Source organism: Acidobacteriota bacterium, assembly GCA_028874215.1.
In the GTDB taxonomy this organism is placed as follows: domain Bacteria; phylum Acidobacteriota; class UBA6911; order RPQK01; family JAJDTT01; genus JAJDTT01.
This window is the reverse complement of the sequence record JAPPLF010000093.1, coordinates 98,164-112,620: the sequence shown is the minus strand read 5'-3', so window position 1 is coordinate 112,620 and position 14,457 is coordinate 98,164. Positions and strand designations below refer to the sequence as shown.

At 62.2% G+C, this 14,457-nt stretch carries 14 protein-coding genes; 5 read left to right on the top strand and 9 right to left on the bottom strand.

Translation table 11 applies throughout. The annotated features are described in order from the left end of the window. Window positions 1-142 precede the first annotated feature (142 nt). The 5 genes from OXT71_18630 to selA all read right to left on the bottom strand — a co-directional run bounded on the left by OXT71_18630 (window position 143) and on the right by selA (window position 4,243). The gene (locus tag OXT71_18630; protein MDE2928408.1) at window positions 143-442 is read right to left on the bottom strand and encodes a hypothetical protein; all 300 of its coding nucleotides are present in this window, start codon (window positions 440-442) and stop codon (window positions 143-145) included. A 10-nt stretch (window positions 443-452) separates the two neighbouring features. Further along, the gene (locus OXT71_18625; protein MDE2928407.1) at window positions 453-977 is read right to left on the bottom strand and encodes an IS1595 family transposase; all 525 of its coding nucleotides are present in this window, start codon (window positions 975-977) and stop codon (window positions 453-455) included. A 492-nt stretch (window positions 978-1,469) separates the two neighbouring features. After that, window positions 1,470-2,027, bottom strand: coding sequence for a DUF4416 family protein (locus tag OXT71_18620; GenBank protein MDE2928406.1), 558 nt, complete (start codon window positions 2,025-2,027; stop codon window positions 1,470-1,472). Beyond that, complete coding sequence (locus OXT71_18615) at window positions 2,014-2,841, bottom strand: arylamine N-acetyltransferase (GenBank protein ID MDE2928405.1); 828 nt, start codon at window positions 2,839-2,841, stop codon at window positions 2,014-2,016. The genes OXT71_18620 and OXT71_18615 overlap by 14 nt, the downstream gene beginning before the upstream one ends. Before the next feature lies 1 nt (window position 2,842). Further along, entirely contained in the window at window positions 2,843-4,243 is a 1,401-nt protein-coding gene (gene selA, locus OXT71_18610; GenBank protein ID MDE2928404.1) for an L-seryl-tRNA(Sec) selenium transferase, read from the bottom strand. 110 nt (window positions 4,244-4,353) lie between these two features. Between selA and purH the strand changes: the two genes are divergently transcribed. The 5 genes from purH (at window position 4,354) to OXT71_18585 (ending at window position 9,026) form a co-directional block, all read left to right on the top strand. Beyond that, window positions 4,354-5,907 (top strand): bifunctional phosphoribosylaminoimidazolecarboxamide formyltransferase/IMP cyclohydrolase, encoded by a 1,554-nt coding sequence (purH, locus tag OXT71_18605; GenBank protein ID MDE2928403.1) that lies wholly within the window; start codon window positions 4,354-4,356, stop codon window positions 5,905-5,907. Window positions 5,908-5,955: 48 nt separating this feature from the next. After that, entirely contained in the window at window positions 5,956-6,729 is a 774-nt protein-coding gene (locus OXT71_18600) for a type III pantothenate kinase (protein ID MDE2928402.1), read from the top strand. A gap of 69 nt (window positions 6,730-6,798) precedes the next feature. Further along, the gene (locus tag OXT71_18595) at window positions 6,799-7,491 is read left to right on the top strand and encodes a hypothetical protein (GenBank protein MDE2928401.1); all 693 of its coding nucleotides are present in this window, start codon (window positions 6,799-6,801) and stop codon (window positions 7,489-7,491) included. A gap of 234 nt (window positions 7,492-7,725) precedes the next feature. Next, window positions 7,726-8,097, top strand: coding sequence for a hypothetical protein (locus OXT71_18590; protein ID MDE2928400.1), 372 nt, complete (start codon window positions 7,726-7,728; stop codon window positions 8,095-8,097). A 59-nt stretch (window positions 8,098-8,156) separates the two neighbouring features. Then, the gene (locus OXT71_18585) at window positions 8,157-9,026 is read left to right on the top strand and encodes a hypothetical protein (GenBank protein ID MDE2928399.1); all 870 of its coding nucleotides are present in this window, start codon (window positions 8,157-8,159) and stop codon (window positions 9,024-9,026) included. A 69-nt stretch (window positions 9,027-9,095) separates the two neighbouring features. Here the strand turns inward: OXT71_18585 and OXT71_18580 are convergent, their stop codons facing one another. The 4 genes from OXT71_18580 to OXT71_18565 all read right to left on the bottom strand — a co-directional run bounded on the left by OXT71_18580 (window position 9,096) and on the right by OXT71_18565 (window position 14,400). Continuing rightward, entirely contained in the window at window positions 9,096-9,971 is an 876-nt protein-coding gene (locus tag OXT71_18580) for a DUF547 domain-containing protein (GenBank protein MDE2928398.1), read from the bottom strand. Window positions 9,972-9,977: 6 nt separating this feature from the next. Next, complete coding sequence (locus OXT71_18575; protein ID MDE2928397.1) at window positions 9,978-10,736, bottom strand: glycosyltransferase family 2 protein; 759 nt, start codon at window positions 10,734-10,736, stop codon at window positions 9,978-9,980. Next, window positions 10,721-12,085, bottom strand: a complete 1,365-nt coding sequence (locus OXT71_18570) for a hypothetical protein (protein MDE2928396.1) — start codon at window positions 12,083-12,085, stop codon at window positions 10,721-10,723. The genes OXT71_18575 and OXT71_18570 overlap by 16 nt, the downstream gene beginning before the upstream one ends. Before the next feature lie 68 nt (window positions 12,086-12,153). Next, window positions 12,154-14,400: a ComEC/Rec2 family competence protein gene (locus OXT71_18565; protein MDE2928395.1), complete on the bottom strand. Its 2,247-nt coding sequence runs from the start codon at window positions 14,398-14,400 to the stop codon at window positions 12,154-12,156. Window positions 14,401-14,457: the final 57 nt, after the last annotated feature.

Sequence of the window (14,457 nt, the reverse complement as noted above, 5' to 3'; positions counted from 1 at the left end):
ACTCCTCCTTTCACTTCCTTACTTTGGATGTGTCCACGAAAGCGGGTCAACTCCAATTCTCCGGCGTGTCCGGAAACCGTAAGTCCGTTGTGTACTTGCTTTGTCTCTTCTTCTTCATCACTTGCCCCTGATCCTGGATCATTCAATTTGTAAGATCGACTCCAAGTCTCCTGACCTTCTCTTGGATACCTATGATTTCCAAATTGAGTCGGTTCAATTCACGAAGCAATTCTGCTCCTTCTCCCAAATTGAACTCAACATCCAAAACAGAGGTATCAATATCAGAGTCCAACTCTGTCGATTTCTCTGGCTCATCTGACAAAGAGGAAAATACCCGAGCCAATTCCAAGGCCCTTTTTCTGCAATATGCTCTTTCCTGTCTGAGATCACTCCATTCCTGTACCAGACCACCTAAAATTTTCGACTTCTCATATTTGGTCATTTCAACTTCCTCATGCAATCAGATCCTTGTACCTGAGCCGCGTGTTGTCCATTCCCCTTACAACAACCTCCATCTGGTCGATGGTGTCCAAATCTCGGATGTTGTTCCTGCCAGCAAATTCTCCGACGTACCGGTGAAGATGCTTGACGCTCATCTTGTGGAACGTGCCCTTGTGGGCTCTCTTGAGCATCGACCAGAAGGACTCAACTCCGTACGTATGAACATCGCCCCTGACATACTCACCATGAGAATGCCGGACCGTTTCATGATTCTCCAGAGACTGGTATGGGCTTGCGGTATCCGTGTAGATCATTGTCTCTGGAGTCACATACTCCATTATGAACCCGCTTAGAACTTCCCTTGTCGAATTTGGAGCCACCATAGCAGTCACCTGACGAGTGTCTCTGTCCCTCATCCCCACAACCGGAGTCATATGAGTGGGTCCGCGCCCTGTCAGTTTGGGGTCAAATATATTCAGAATTTTTTCATCTCCTCCAATACATTGATAACAATGCCATAATAGTAATCCGATCAATTAAGGGCCACCGAGCCCATCAGAAAGGGGGTGGTACGTATGAACTTCCAACAACCTTTGATAAGAGGAGTCTGGGCTCATAGTCCCCGTTCCCCAACGGCAGCCCAGACCCCATATCACCCACAATTTCCCTTAATTGATCAGACTTCTCCATTTCACCATTGCCAGCACACCACCAGCCGTTTTATATTCAACCCCATTGGCAACGCCGGGAATGGGGATAAGGCAGCTCTTTTCCCGCAGGTGGTGAGGCGGCTTTGGAACCCGTATTCAACTTACCACCTTGATCGGCGTTGCCAATGATCCATCAGCCCTATGGGGAAGATTGTATATAATTCCCAATTAATGGGATCGGGTTGGATATCAAGGGACTTCAGGGGAGGCTGAAACGGGGTGAGAACAGGTCTAACATAAAGAAATACAATCACTTAATAGATATTCCGGGATCTCTTTGGATATCGCTGGATTCAATGGGTGTGTTGCCGTCCCCCCTTAACCCTCCCCTGATCGGCGATTGGAAATCGCCGCTCCCCGCCGACTGGCCATATACAAATCCCGGATCCGGGCCAGGTCCCGGTCGTAGCGTCCGTCTCGGAAATCGGGGAACGCCCATTCCAGGGGCCGGTAGCGGCCCTTCCGGTAGCGGCTCATGAGGTCGGCGTAGACACCCTGGCCCAGGTGGATCTTCTGGCCGGCGAATTTCATGCTGGCCAGGACCACCTTGCTGTGGTCCAGATAGCCGGCATCCAGATTGACCCGGCGGCAGCCTCGGCGGGCCAGTTGCTCCTCGATCCGGTTGCACGCCAGCTTCACCTCCGGAAGGGTCTCGGGAGGGATCATGCGGGAGAAGCTCACCAGGCGTCTCTGCAGCGACGGTCCCATCTCCGCCTCGTAGTAGTCGGTGACGTCGAAGGGGTGGTCGGCTCCACTGGAGTCGATGGCGCCCCAGCGGATCTCCAGTTGCTCCAGCGCGGCGTTCCGCGACTGGGCGTCGGCCCAGAGCAGGGCCACCAGGAGCTTGACCGGCTCGACCGCTTCAACTTGAGCCACGGGAGGCGTCGTCCAGAATGGCGAGGGCCGTGCGAACCACGGGCGGGGCGATGCCGAAGGCCGCGGCGATCTGCCGGTGAAGCTCTGCCCGGTCCAACTCCGTCCGGACGACATCGGTGTGGGTCCGGATCTGCAACCGCCGGCCGTTGAGATAAATCTGTTTTCCTCCTTCAACCCGGGTCAGCAGAGGATGGGTCATCATCTCCCAGGAAAAGGATTCGTCCCAGGCCTTCATGAACTGTCCCGGATCGGCGGGCGAGGTCTTGAATGTGAGCCGATGACTCCGCCCGCCCTGTTGCCGGGTGTAAAGGCGCATTCTTCCCGGGCTTTCCGGGGAGAGGAGAAGACGGTTGAACGGAGTCTTGACCTCTACTTCGCGACTTTCTTCCAAGGGTATCGGCTCGACCACCAGATAGCCGGGGTCCAGCAGGTGGGGACGCCCCCGGATCCGGACCAGCAGCGCCGAGTGGGTGTCTGCCCCATAGTGGCGGTCCGCCAGGATCGGCTGGGCCTTGAAACCCAGGCTGCGGACCAGGCGGAGCAGCGTCGCCGTCAACGAAAAGCAGGTCCCTCCCGTCCCCAGCTCCCGGTGATCCGTCAGCACCTGGGCGGGGAGGCGCCGTGCGGACGGTCCCTTGCCGTTCCGGGAGCTCCGGATGATCTTGGTCAGGTTCTCGTAGGGCAGCCGGGAAAAACTCCGAGCCAGAGCGCCGAGGGATTGGAGCCGATCGTCTGCGAGGCGCAGATCGTACTGCCGATCGAAAAACTCGAGCAGATGCCGGTTCCGGGGCGGAGCGAGAGGGTTCTCGGCCACTTCAATCTCCCGAAGCGGCCCGGGACAGGGATCGGACCAGGATCTCGTCTTCTTCCGGCAACACCGTCCGCAGGTCCAGGATGACCCAATCGTCCTCGATTCGCGCCACGACAGGTTGGGAACCGCAGCGGAGCCGACGGCTCAGGTCGTTGCAGGAGCCGGCCGTGGAGCGGAGCGCCAGCAAGGTAGTGGGAATGGTCTCTTCCGGGGCCGATCCGCCGCCGGTCAGGGAAAAGCCGTCCAGGATCCGGCTCCGGTACGCTCCCGGGTCCAACACCCTCCGGATCCGGCGGGCCCGGCTTTCCAGAGAGGGCCTGGAGGCCCCGAGCATCCGGTAGACCGGAAGCGTTTCCAGGTAGGTGCCCTGTTCATAGAGGGAGAGCGTCCGTTGCAGTCCGGCGAAGGTGGCTTTGTCCAGACGACAGACCCGGGCCAGCGGATTCTTGCGGACCGCCTCGATCAGCGGGCGATTTCCCAGCACGATGCCGGCCTGAGGTCCTCCCAGGAGCTTGTCTCCACTGAAGCAGACCAGGTCCACACCTGCCTGCAAGATCTCTTCGACCGCGGGCTCCGTCCTCAGACAGGCGTGGGAGGTCCGGAAGAGGTAGCCGCTTCCGGCATCCTTGAGCAGGGGGATTCCGGTCTCCCGGGACAAGGCGACGAGATCGGAGAGGGCGGGGCGCCGGGCAAATCCCACGACCCGGAAATTGCTGGGGTGGACTCTGAGAATGAGAGCCGTCTCTTTGTCCAGGGCGTCCCGATAGTCCTCGATCCGGGTCCGGTTGGTGGTCCCCACCTCCTTCAGCGTGGCGCCGCTCTGTTCCAGGATGGAGGGGACCCGGAAGGATCCGCCGATCTCCACGAGCTCGCCCCGGGAGACCAGGACTTTTCGGCCGCGGGCCAGAGTGCTGAGCACCAGGTAGAGGGCGGCCGCGTTGTTGTTCACCGCGGTAGCCGCCTCGCAGGACAGGAGCCTCCGGAACTGCTCGTCCAGATGCCGGTCCCGGTGCCCCCGTGTTCCCTGGTCCAGTTCGAACTCCAGGTTGGAGTACCCCTGGGAGAGACTCTTCATGACATTGGCGGTTTCTTCGTTCAAGGGGGCGCGGCCCAAGTTGGTGTGCAGAATGATACCGGTGGCGTTGATGACGGGACGAAGGGACGGGCGGAGGCGATTCCGGAGCGACCTCCCCAGGTCCGGCGCCAGATCCGCCAGTCCCGACTCCAGCGTGCGGTCAGGGTCATCGCTCCGGCGAATCGAGTCCCGGAGCCGGTCCAGAGCTTGCCGGACCTCGTCGACGACCAGGTGGCGCGGATAAGTTTCCAGGAGAGATTCCGCGTCCGATCCGCGAAGGATCTGGTTCACGGAGGGGATGCGGCGCAGGGTCTGGTTGGCGGTGGGCACGCCGCCATTATGAATCAGGAAGGGTGAATTGGTAATCGGAAATTGCCCGGGAGACAGGAATGCTCCTATCACCGCGGACTGTTAACATGCATCCTGAGCAGGGAGATGCGATGAAGATCGAATGGGCTCTCATCAGTGTTTCGAACAAGGACGGCCTGGCGGACTTGGCCCGGGGACTCGGCGATCTGGGAATCCGCTGCCTGTCCACCGGGGGCACGGCCCGGGCCTTGCAGGATGCGGGCGTCGAGGTGACTCCGGTGTCCGACTACACGGGGTTTCCCGAGATTTTGGACGGCCGCGTCAAGACCCTGCACCCCCGCATCCATGCCGGGATCCTGGCCCGTCACGACTTGGCCAGCCATCGCGAGGTGCTGACCCGGCATTCGATCCAGCCCTTGGGCATGGTCGTGGTGAACCTCTACCCATTCGTCGAGACGGTGAGCCGCGAGGGGGTGACCCTGGAGGACGCCATCGAACAGATCGACATCGGCGGGCCCTGCATGGTCCGCGCGGCGGCCAAGAACTGGGCTCACGTCACCGTCGTGGTGGACCCTTCCGACTATCCCTCCGTGCTGGCGGAACTGGCTGAAAATGGGGGAGAAACGCGAAAGTCCACCCGCCTGACCCTGGCCCGTAAGGCCTTCCGGCATACGGCAAACTACGACACGGCCATCTCTCAGTACCTGGAGGAGCAGAGCGGATCCGAAGCTGAAGTTCCCGCAACCTTGACCCTCTCCCTGGACCGTCAGGACCTCTTGCGCTACGGCGAGAATCCGCATCAGCGGGCCGCCATCTACCGGCCTTCGGCCGGCCCGCCGCAGGGACTGGCGCGGGCCGTCCAGCTCCAGGGAAAGAAGCTCTCGTTCAACAATTACCTGGATCTGGACGCGGCTTGGGGCCTGGTTTCCGAGTTCGAAGAAACCGGTTGCATGATCATCAAGCACAACAACCCTTGCGGCGGCGCGCTGGGGGCCGATCCCCGGGATGCGTACCTCAAGGCATTGGAGTGCGATCCGGTTTCGGCGTTCGGCTCCATATTGGCCTTCAACCGTCCCGTGGACTCCGCCACGGCAGAGGCCACCCGGCCCCTGTTCGTGGAAGCCATCATAGCGCCGGCCTACTCGCAGGGGGCTCTGGAGATCTTCGCCAAAAAGAAGAATCTCCGGGTGATGTTGCTCGAGCCGCAACCGTCTTCGGGATCGTCCCCGGAGTACGATCTCAAGATGATTTCCGGGGCCTGTCTGCTTCAGGATGCGGATCTGGCCCTGGCGAAGGCCGAAGATCTCAAGGTGGTGACTCAAAGATCGCCCGAGCCGGGTGAACTCCAAGACCTGCTCTTCGCCTGGACCATCGCCAAGCACGTGAAGTCGAATGCCATCGTATTCGCCAAGGGCGGGCAGACATTGGGAATCGGTGCGGGTCAAATGAGCCGTGTCGACTCGGCTCGCCTGGCGGCTCAGAAAGCCCAACGCTCGACTGCAGGCGCCAGCATGGCCAGCGACGCCTTCTTCCCCTTCCGGGACGGGCTGGACCAGGCGGCCGCCAGCGGGATCACGGCGGTGGTGCAGCCCGGCGGATCGGTCCGGGACGCCGAAGTGATCGAGGCGGCGGACGAGCACGGGATGGCGATGGTCTTCACCGGCATGCGCCACTTCAGACATTGACGTCAGCGGCCGTTTTCGGCCGCCCCGGCCTGGACCACGGAATCCCTCATGTTGCTGGTCATCGACATCGGGAACACCAACATCGTCCTGGGACTGTTTCACGGAACGACCCTGGAGCATTCGTGGCGGATCTCCACGCGCAGGAACCGGACCGTAGACGAGTACGCTTCCCTCTGCGACCACCTCTTTCGCATGGCGGGCGTCCGGATGGACCGGGTGGAGGACGTCGCCGTCTGCAGCGTGGTCCCTCCGCTGAATGAGTGTTTCAAGGCCTTGTCCCTCCGCTACGCTGGACGCGAACCCCTGATGGTGGATCCCGTGGGTCAATCCCTGTTGCCCATCCGGTACCAGCCGAAGTCCGACGTGGGCGCCGATCGCGTCGCCAACGCCCTGGCCACGTTGGATCTGGTCGGAGCCCCGGCCATCGCCGTCGACTTCGGGACCGCCACCACCTTCGACGCCATCTCGGCCCGGCGGGAGTACGTCGGAGGGGTCATCGCCGCCGGGATCGGAATCTCGGCCGAAGCGCTCTTCTCCCGGACCGCCAAGCTCCCGCGGATCGAGATTGCCCGTCCCGGGCAGGTCGTGGGAACCTCCACCAGCGGCAGCATCCAGTCGGGCCTCTACCATGGCTACGTGGGACTGGTGGAAGGGATTCTGAAACGGATGAAGGAGGAACTGGGCGGGGCGCGAGTCGTGGCCACCGGAGGGCTGGCCCCCCTCATCGCGGGCGCTTCGGAGGGGATCGACCTGATCGAGGAGAATCTGACCTTGTGCGGCCTCCGGATCTACCACGAGCGCTTGTCCGGACGGCGGCGTTGAGAAAAAATCAGCCGGTCCCCGTCATACGCCGTCGATGGCGGAGGCCGCCGGACCTTCGGCAGGGCTGTCTTGGATAACTATTTCAACTACTTCACGGAAGTCGAGGAACACTTCATCCGGAGGCGCCAGAAGCACCTGCTGGTTCCTCCTCTGGATTGGTGCCTGATCGAATTGTGGAAGGAGAGCGGAATTCCCATACATGTGGTGATTCGAGGGATCGACCGCAGTTTCGAGACCGCCCGGTCGCGGAGGACTTCACCCAGGAGTCTGTCCTACTGCCATCCGGCCGTAACTCAGGCATTCGAGGAGCATCAACGAGCCATGGTGGGCTCGGGAGAGGAAGCGAGCGAACCCGATGATTTCCAAGGCAGGGGAGTGGACAGCGCCCGCATTCTCGAACACGTGGACCGTCTGAGCGCGTCGCTCGAAGCGCGTCCCGAAGACTTCGACGGACCCTTGAGCCTGTTGTCCTCCCTGAGGCAGGAAGTCGGTGCACGGGAGCAACTCGACGGGCGACAGATCGACCAGGATCTGAACCACATCGGGGTCCTGGTCGCGGAGGTCCTCCGGGATGAAATGGACCGGGAACGGCTGCGGAGCCTCCGGAGCGAAGTCCGGAAGGAGATGAAGATCTACAAGAGGCACCTCTCGCGGGAGCTGTTCCAACGCATGCAGGAGAATTGTATCCATCGCAAGTTGAGAGAGTCGGCAGAGATCCCCGAATTCGGCCTGCTCGCCATGCAATTGGGCGAAACACCGTGACGGTCACCTCCGGAAAGGTCCCCGTAGGAGACGACCGGCTCTCCGTTTCGTGGGAGGTGGGAAAACTCCACTTTTTTCACGCAACGGCAACGATAATTGTTTACCCTATATATTTGAAAAACTGATTTCGCGTCGGCCAGGTGGGACGGAGGCGACGCGAAATTGCATTTCGCCAAATTTGGCAGATGAGTCGCGGTTCCCAACCACCCCGACCCTTTACTGAGGAGAATTGAAATGAAGAAACTGATCGGCTTGCTGGTCGTGGCGATGATCGCCGTGCTGGCGCCGGCGTCGCTGTCCGCGTCCGGCTCCATTGCGGCAGGCCGGGGCATCAATCCCAGGGACGCGTACACCAAGGGCAAGGCGCTCACCTACAAGAAGTTGGTGTGCAACTCCTGTCCGCTGCAAAAGGGCGAACTCGATCGGGCCCGCGCACAGAACCTGAAGAACAGCCTCGAGGCCCGCGACTCGGCGAACAAGCCGGGAACGCCGGACGACGAGAACATCCAGGTCCTCTGTCCGGGTTCCGAGGCCGTCGGGTGTGATGACGGCGTGGACGAACAGGAACTCGTTCACTACTTCCTCACGCGCCGTTACAAGCTGTGACGGCATCGGACTCGACGCCGAGCGACCCCAATCAACGAGCTTTACCAAGGAACATGGCAATGCAACGAAAACACCTATTAATCTTGGCCGCAGTTGCGGCCGTCGCAATCAACGGGTCACCCGCGTTCGCCGGTGGCTCTCCCTGGCTTCCCGCCCCCGGCGGAGGCTCCCTCACCGTTTCCTACGTTTCTCAGAACGCCACCGAGTTTTTCCGCAGCACTACGAAGAGTCCGACCCCAGGAGGCGGACACGATCTCTCCCAGAAGACCGTCTGGGTGGAGGGGACCTACGGTATGACCGACTCCCTGGCGCTGGACTTCCGCTTTGGTGGAGCCCAGAGCTCATACGCCACCGGCCCGGGCCTCCCCCCGTCCCAGGCCAGCATCAGCGGTCTGGCCGACATCAATGCCGGCGTGGTTTGGCGCGCGTTGGACGAGGTGGTGGGCGACGGCCCGACCGTCGCGTTTCGCGCCGGAGTCATCGTGGCGGGAAGTTACGAGACGGGCTATATCAATTCGCTGGGAGACGGAGGCAACGGATTCGAGTTATCGACACTGATCGGCAAGTACTTCGACAATGGCTTTGCCGTTTCGGGTGAGTTCGGGTATCGCAATCGAACCTCGGGCGACCACGACATTCCGCCCAACCTGTTTGCCCGGCTGGCGGCCGGCGTGGTGGTGGGAAGCCGGCTCGGACTGGCGTTCAACTATCAGATGGAAGATTCCACTTCGGGTCTGGAGATCGGAGGCCCGGGATTCTCACCCATGGTATTTCCCGAACTGCAGGAAGACTTCCATGTCGTCGGTCCTTCGGTGAGCATCGCCGTTTCGGACCGGGCCAACATCGGAGCGTCCTACGGCAGGGTGATCGCCGGACGCAATACGGCCGTCTCCAACGTCATCGGCGTCTCACTCAACTTCGTGTTCTGAGGAAACAGACAGAAACGGCAGTTTCCAGCGGCCGATCAGGAACGGCGGTTTCGAGCTGCCGAGCACCGGTTACGGCTGGTTCAAATCCCAGTCGTACTCGTAGTCGATGGCTCCCTCGAAGTTCTTCAGGCGGTCCGCCAGTTCATCATCCGCATACCGCGCCAGGTGTTTGAGGACGTTCTCCTCGGTGTCGCCGAAGTCCTCCGAGAACCAGGTGTAGATACTGGAGATGACGATGAAATCGTCGTCGACAAAATCGACGCCCCGGGAATGATTCACATAGGCGCGGGCGGCGCCATCCAACAGTGTCTCGGTATTGGCCGCGGTGAAAGCCGTCTCCAATAGATTCGGACACCCCAGGCTGGCGCAATTCACCCCATAGTGAATCCGGGGATCGCGGTAGATGGGCCTCAGGATGCCATGCTCGATGTTGTCCAAAGTCAGGTCCCGGCCACGGACCTTGGCCCGTACGTCACCCCATGGGCCGACCGGAATCAGACCTCCCAGCATGCTGTTGCTGATTTTCTTGATGGAGTCGACGGGATAGGCGTCGGCCACCACCTTCACGGTCAGTGAATTGTAGAAGTTGAACCAGTAGGCCTTTTGTTCCCTCCGCGAGTAGGTCCTGGGATCGAGTTCCTGCAGGTAGGACAGGTATCCGGCCAGTTTCGCGGTGTCCCCGGCGCTGGCCTTCAAGGCGGCGTAGTCGAATCGATTGATGCCGGAGCTGTGGGACCGCAGGTAAGTGTCCAGGATCTCCTGCCATGCGCCGTGATCGATCTGGGACGAATTGGATTCGTCACTCGCGTCCCAGAACGAGAGCAGCTTCAATTTGCTCTCGCCGGGCGCGGCGCCCGTGATCAGGATCAGACCGATCAAGCCTGCGGCGGCGTGCCGGCGCAGCATCATCCAGGCAAAGGGGCATCGAAAGCGTATCCGTCTCATGGGATTTTATTCTCCTTGCCGCCGCGGGGCCGAAGCCGTCGAATCGGCCGTCCAACCGCGAATCCAGAGGCCGAAGATCATGGAAAGAATTCCGACGCCAGCCCCGATGACGCCTCTGACGGTCCCTCCGACCTTCGATTTCCCGAAGCGCCGCCGCCGCGTGTCCACCGGGGTCTCGACCATGCGCATTCTAGTCTGGATCGCCTTGACCTGCATCTCCACGGTCCAGCCGTAGGCGGTGTCCCGCATCTCCAGGCGCCGCAGCGCGTCCGCCCGAACGGCCCGGAACGGACCCAGATCGGTGATCCTCTCCCTCCACAACAACCGGATCAACAGGCTCGCCACTCGGTTGCCGGCGATCTGCGGCATCGACAGGGCGCCGGGCTCCATGCGTCCCAGGACCCGGGACCCGATGACCAGGTCGGCGCCGGTTGCGATGGGCGCCAGAAGGTCGAGCGACTGGTGGACGTGGAAGGCCTGGTCGCCATCGACGAAAAGGACCACGTCCACCGGTTCCAGGGCCGCGATGGCCGTCAGGCAGGCTCTTCCGTAACCGGGCGTCGGTTCGCGTGCCACGCGGGCGCCCGCCCGTCTGGCCCGCAGCGCCGTTTCGTCGGTGGAGGCGTTGTCGCACACCACCAGGTCGTCGATCACCTGGAGCCCGCTCTCCGTCTGCAGGTCCAACAGCGATCTGACGACGGGGCCGATGTTGTCTTCTTCGTCGTGCGCCGGGATCACGGCGCCGACGGTCAGGTCCTCGTACATGGCACGTGGGCGTCGTGGGCGGGCTCCCCCTGGATCCCCCGGCGCCGGATCAGGTCATAGGCCAACGCCGCCAGGATCAAGCCGAATTCCAGGAAACGGATCCAGGCCGGCTGCTGGTACGCCTGCAGGGTGTAGTCGCCCAAGTGGATTCCGATCACGTAGCTGAGCAGGACGGCGGTCGACGCCGTCCAGGCCCAGGCGCTCGGGAAGATGGCCGCGAACGGGAGCAACCAGAGCAGATACCACGGGTTGATCACCGGAGAGACGGCAAGCAGCGCCCCGAAGAGCCAATCGCCCCGGGGGATGGCGTGCCGACCGCCTCGAGCGAACTTGCCGGCATAGCGCAGCCAAAAGACGGCGAACGCCAGACCCAGAATCAGCCGGGCCTCGAATCGTGGCAACAGGGTCCCCAGCAAGCCGAATGCCGCGGAATTGAACTCCCACTCCCGGGCGAACACCTGCAAAGAGGTGAGGTTCGTGCCGCCCGTCAGGAGGAATGGAGCATACACCGCGGCCAGTGTAACGCCGAACAGCAGCCAGTGGCGCGGACGAGTTCTCAGCAGCACCAACGGAGCCAGCACCAGGGCAAAAATCTTGGCGCCGGCGGCCATCCCCAGGCAGATGGCGGCGCTTCCCGCACGCCGGTTCCGGACGAGCAGGACCGCCGCCATGAGCAGGCAGGCGCCGGCGCCGTCCGGGTGCGCCGTGAAGGCGATTTCCTTGATCACGAGCGGGCACCAGGCGTAGAGCATCACGTTCCGGGTCGGCGCCATGCGGAGGAGAATCCAGATCAGGCCCAGGTCGACCAGAATCAGGATCAACTGCAGTGCCGTCACGCTGCCCGGTTGCAGCCAGTAGCTCAGCAGAAAGAATATCTGGGTCACCGGTCCGTAGATGGTCGGCAGGTCGGGGTTGTTGATGCCGTTTAGCACTTGCTGAAATGCCGGTGGGACGCTGGTGTCCAGAAAGAACGCCTCCGGCGCGGCGCCGTAAGGCGTTCCGGCCGTGGCGAAGCGGTAGCCGTCCCACAGATAGCGATGGAAGTCGTCCTCGAAGAAAGGTCCGCCGGCGAGGCCGCAGAGCCTGAAGGCCACGGCCCAGAGGAACATGCGTCCGATGGGAATCGGTTCGCCGCGCTGTCTGAAATAGAGGTAGAGTCCGAAGACGGGCAGGCCGGTCCAGGCTGCCAGGACGAAAAAGATGGGGAGATCGGGCTCGCCGGGCTGGCGGGCCAGGTAGGCGAGGGCGCCGTAGCCCAATGCGCACCAACAGCCGACGATGTCGACCATCCGGTGAGAGGTGGTATTGGACGGAACGTGGCCGTTTTTGCGGAGAGTTGTCTGAGACACGGTGGTTCGGGTTTCGCGAACGGGGTCAGGGGTTAGTATACGAGTTCCGGCGGGAGCAACGTCGCCGCTTAATTCTCCTCTTCCAGGGATCCCCCGGTGATGGGGCAGAAGCTGTCCGTCTCGCGCCGGTAGTGGGCGACCTGCCAGCTCGTTCCGTCGGTTCTCACGCGCAAGCTGCCCCATTGGCCGGTGGAGAGGGGGAGGGCTCCGGCGCGGCGGAGCCGTTGCAGGGTGGCTGGGGCGGGATGACCGAAGGCGTTCTTGCGTCCGGCCGAGATCAGACCCACTCGGGGCCGCAGCCGGCCCAGGAACCCCGAAGAGCTGCTGGAGTGGCTTCCGTGGTGGGCCACCTTCAGCACCGCCGTGGGTCCCAGCCTGGGAGTCAATCGCTGCTCGATGTCCCGGTCGATGTCTCCCGTCAAAAGCAGGCGGAAACGCCCGTATACCAGGAGCAGGACCACCGACCTGTTGTTGGAGCTGGAGGAGTTCCATACCGGATCTCCTCTCTCGGGCGGGTTGAGCACCCGATGCTCGACGCCCGAGAAGAGGAAGGTCTGACCGTCGCTCAGGGTCCGGCGTTGCTCCGGCAGCTCTCCAGGCGGAGGTTCTGCGAACATCAATCTTCCCACCGGAAAGGCGCGGCGGATGAAATCGTACCCTTGCACGTGGTCTTGGTGGGGATGGGTCAGGAGGACGTAGGAGAGATTCCGGATTCTACGGTGCCAGAGATAGCGTCCCACCAGCCTCTGCCCGACGAAGCGGCTGGGTTCCGCGTTCCACGACCACCGTCCTCCGGTATCCACCAGCGCGTCGCTGCCGTCCGGATAGGAGATGTGGATGCTCTCCCCCTGGCCCACGTCCAATAGGGTGACCTCAAGCTCTTCGGTGGCGGGCGCAGGCTCCCGGGTCACGGAGAGGAAGAGGAGAACCGGGGCCAGCCAGAGGAGGTGGGTCGCCCTCCGGCCCAGGATCAGAGCCAGCCCAAGGAGCAGGAAATAGAGAATCAGCTCTGCGGTCGTGGGGTGGGGCACGTATTGAATGGTGGCGACGCGCTGCACCAGTTCCATCAGCTCACGGATCAGGTCGGCCATCGTCCCCACCAGCCACGACAGGAGGTTTCCCGTGGGGAGCCAAAAGGTGGCCAGCAGCGCGAACGACGCCAGAAGGATGAGGGAGAAGCAGGGCACCAGAACCAGGTTGGACAGCCAATGGGTCCAGCACCAGACGTTGGAGTAGAAAAGGGCCAGGGGCAAGGTGAACAGTTGGATGCAGAGCGTGCACGAGACCAGTGAAAGCACCGATCCGGAGCCGCGGCCCAACCAGGGAACCAGGGTCTGCGACAGGGTTCTGGGCAGCGGCTCCAGGAGACCCTCCAGACGGTACCGGACCTGCCGCCCCATCCGGCTCCGAGCCGTCGGCTCGACCCTCACCTGGGGCAGAAAGAGCGATGACGCGGATCTCTGCAAGGTGCGGATCCAGGTATGGACGGGAAAGACGCAGAGTCCGATGGCCAGGAGGCTCAGATAAGAGAACTGGAAACTCGCCGTATGGAGGGATTGGGGCCGGGTCCCCAGCATGATCAGGGCGGCGATTCCAAGACCGTTGAGGAACTGGGATTTGAGGCCCAGGGACAGCAGGAGATGAATCCAACTGGCCATGAGTCCGGCCCGGATGGCGGAGATGGGAGCCCCCACGGCCACCACGTAGCTCCAGACGGCGCCCAGTGCCAGGAGGCGCCCGGCCAATCCCAGGGGGCGGGACAGGAGATGAAGAAACAGGTAGACCAGCGAGACGTGGAATCCGGAAACGGCGAAAAGGTGGAAGATTCCCAGTTTCTCGATGCTGATGCGATCGACCTCCTCAAGGCGGCGGGTCTGGCCCAGAAGGGTGCTCAGGACCAGGTCTTGCTGTTCCGGCTGCAGCGTCCGCCGGCAGAAGCGCTCGAATGATCGGACATAGGTGAACAATGGTCTTCGGGGGTCCCATCCGGCATCCGGCCCCAGGCGGCGGACCTGGAGGTGTGACTTGACGCGCATCACTCCCACGATTCCTCGTTGCCAGAAGCGCAGGCGCAGGTCCTCCACTCCAGGGATTCCATGGTGGGGCGGATCCTCGAGGAAGGTGCTGACCCGCAGCCTGTCTCCGTATCGGAGGAAGGGCTCCGTTTCGGTTTCGCCGGGGAGGGAGTAGACGTAGAGAGCCACCTTGCCGGGGAGGGAAAGAACCCGTCCCCGTTGTTGGACCGCCAGAGGCGTGATCTCCAGATACAGACCCTGCTTCAGCGCAAATGGGGGGTGGTTGATCCGGCCCACCATCTCGACGGTCTGTGTCCGGTCAAAGGCGAGTCGGGGACGCTGCTGCTCCTCGGTCAG

Bases quoted from the DNA above. Each gene is read 5' to 3' on its own strand.
- OXT71_18630 (MDE2928408.1), bottom strand. From the start codon at position 442: ATGACCAAATATGAGAAGTCGAAAATTTTAGGTGGTCTGGTACAGGAA.
- purH (MDE2928403.1), top strand. From the start codon at position 4,354: ATGAAGATCGAATGGGCTCTCATCAGTGTTTCGAACAAGGACGGCCTG.
- OXT71_18600 (MDE2928402.1), top strand. From the start codon at position 5,956: ATGTTGCTGGTCATCGACATCGGGAACACCAACATCGTCCTGGGACTG.
- OXT71_18590 (MDE2928400.1), top strand. From the start codon at position 7,726: ATGAAGAAACTGATCGGCTTGCTGGTCGTGGCGATGATCGCCGTGCTG.
- OXT71_18585 (MDE2928399.1), top strand. From the start codon at position 8,157: ATGCAACGAAAACACCTATTAATCTTGGCCGCAGTTGCGGCCGTCGCA.
- OXT71_18580 (MDE2928398.1), bottom strand. From the start codon at position 9,971: ATGAGACGGATACGCTTTCGATGCCCCTTTGCCTGGATGATGCTGCGC.
- OXT71_18575 (MDE2928397.1), bottom strand. From the start codon at position 10,736: ATGTACGAGGACCTGACCGTCGGCGCCGTGATCCCGGCGCACGACGAA.
- OXT71_18565 (MDE2928395.1), bottom strand. From the start codon at position 14,400: ATGGTGGGCCGGATCAACCACCCCCCATTTGCGCTGAAGCAGGGTCTG.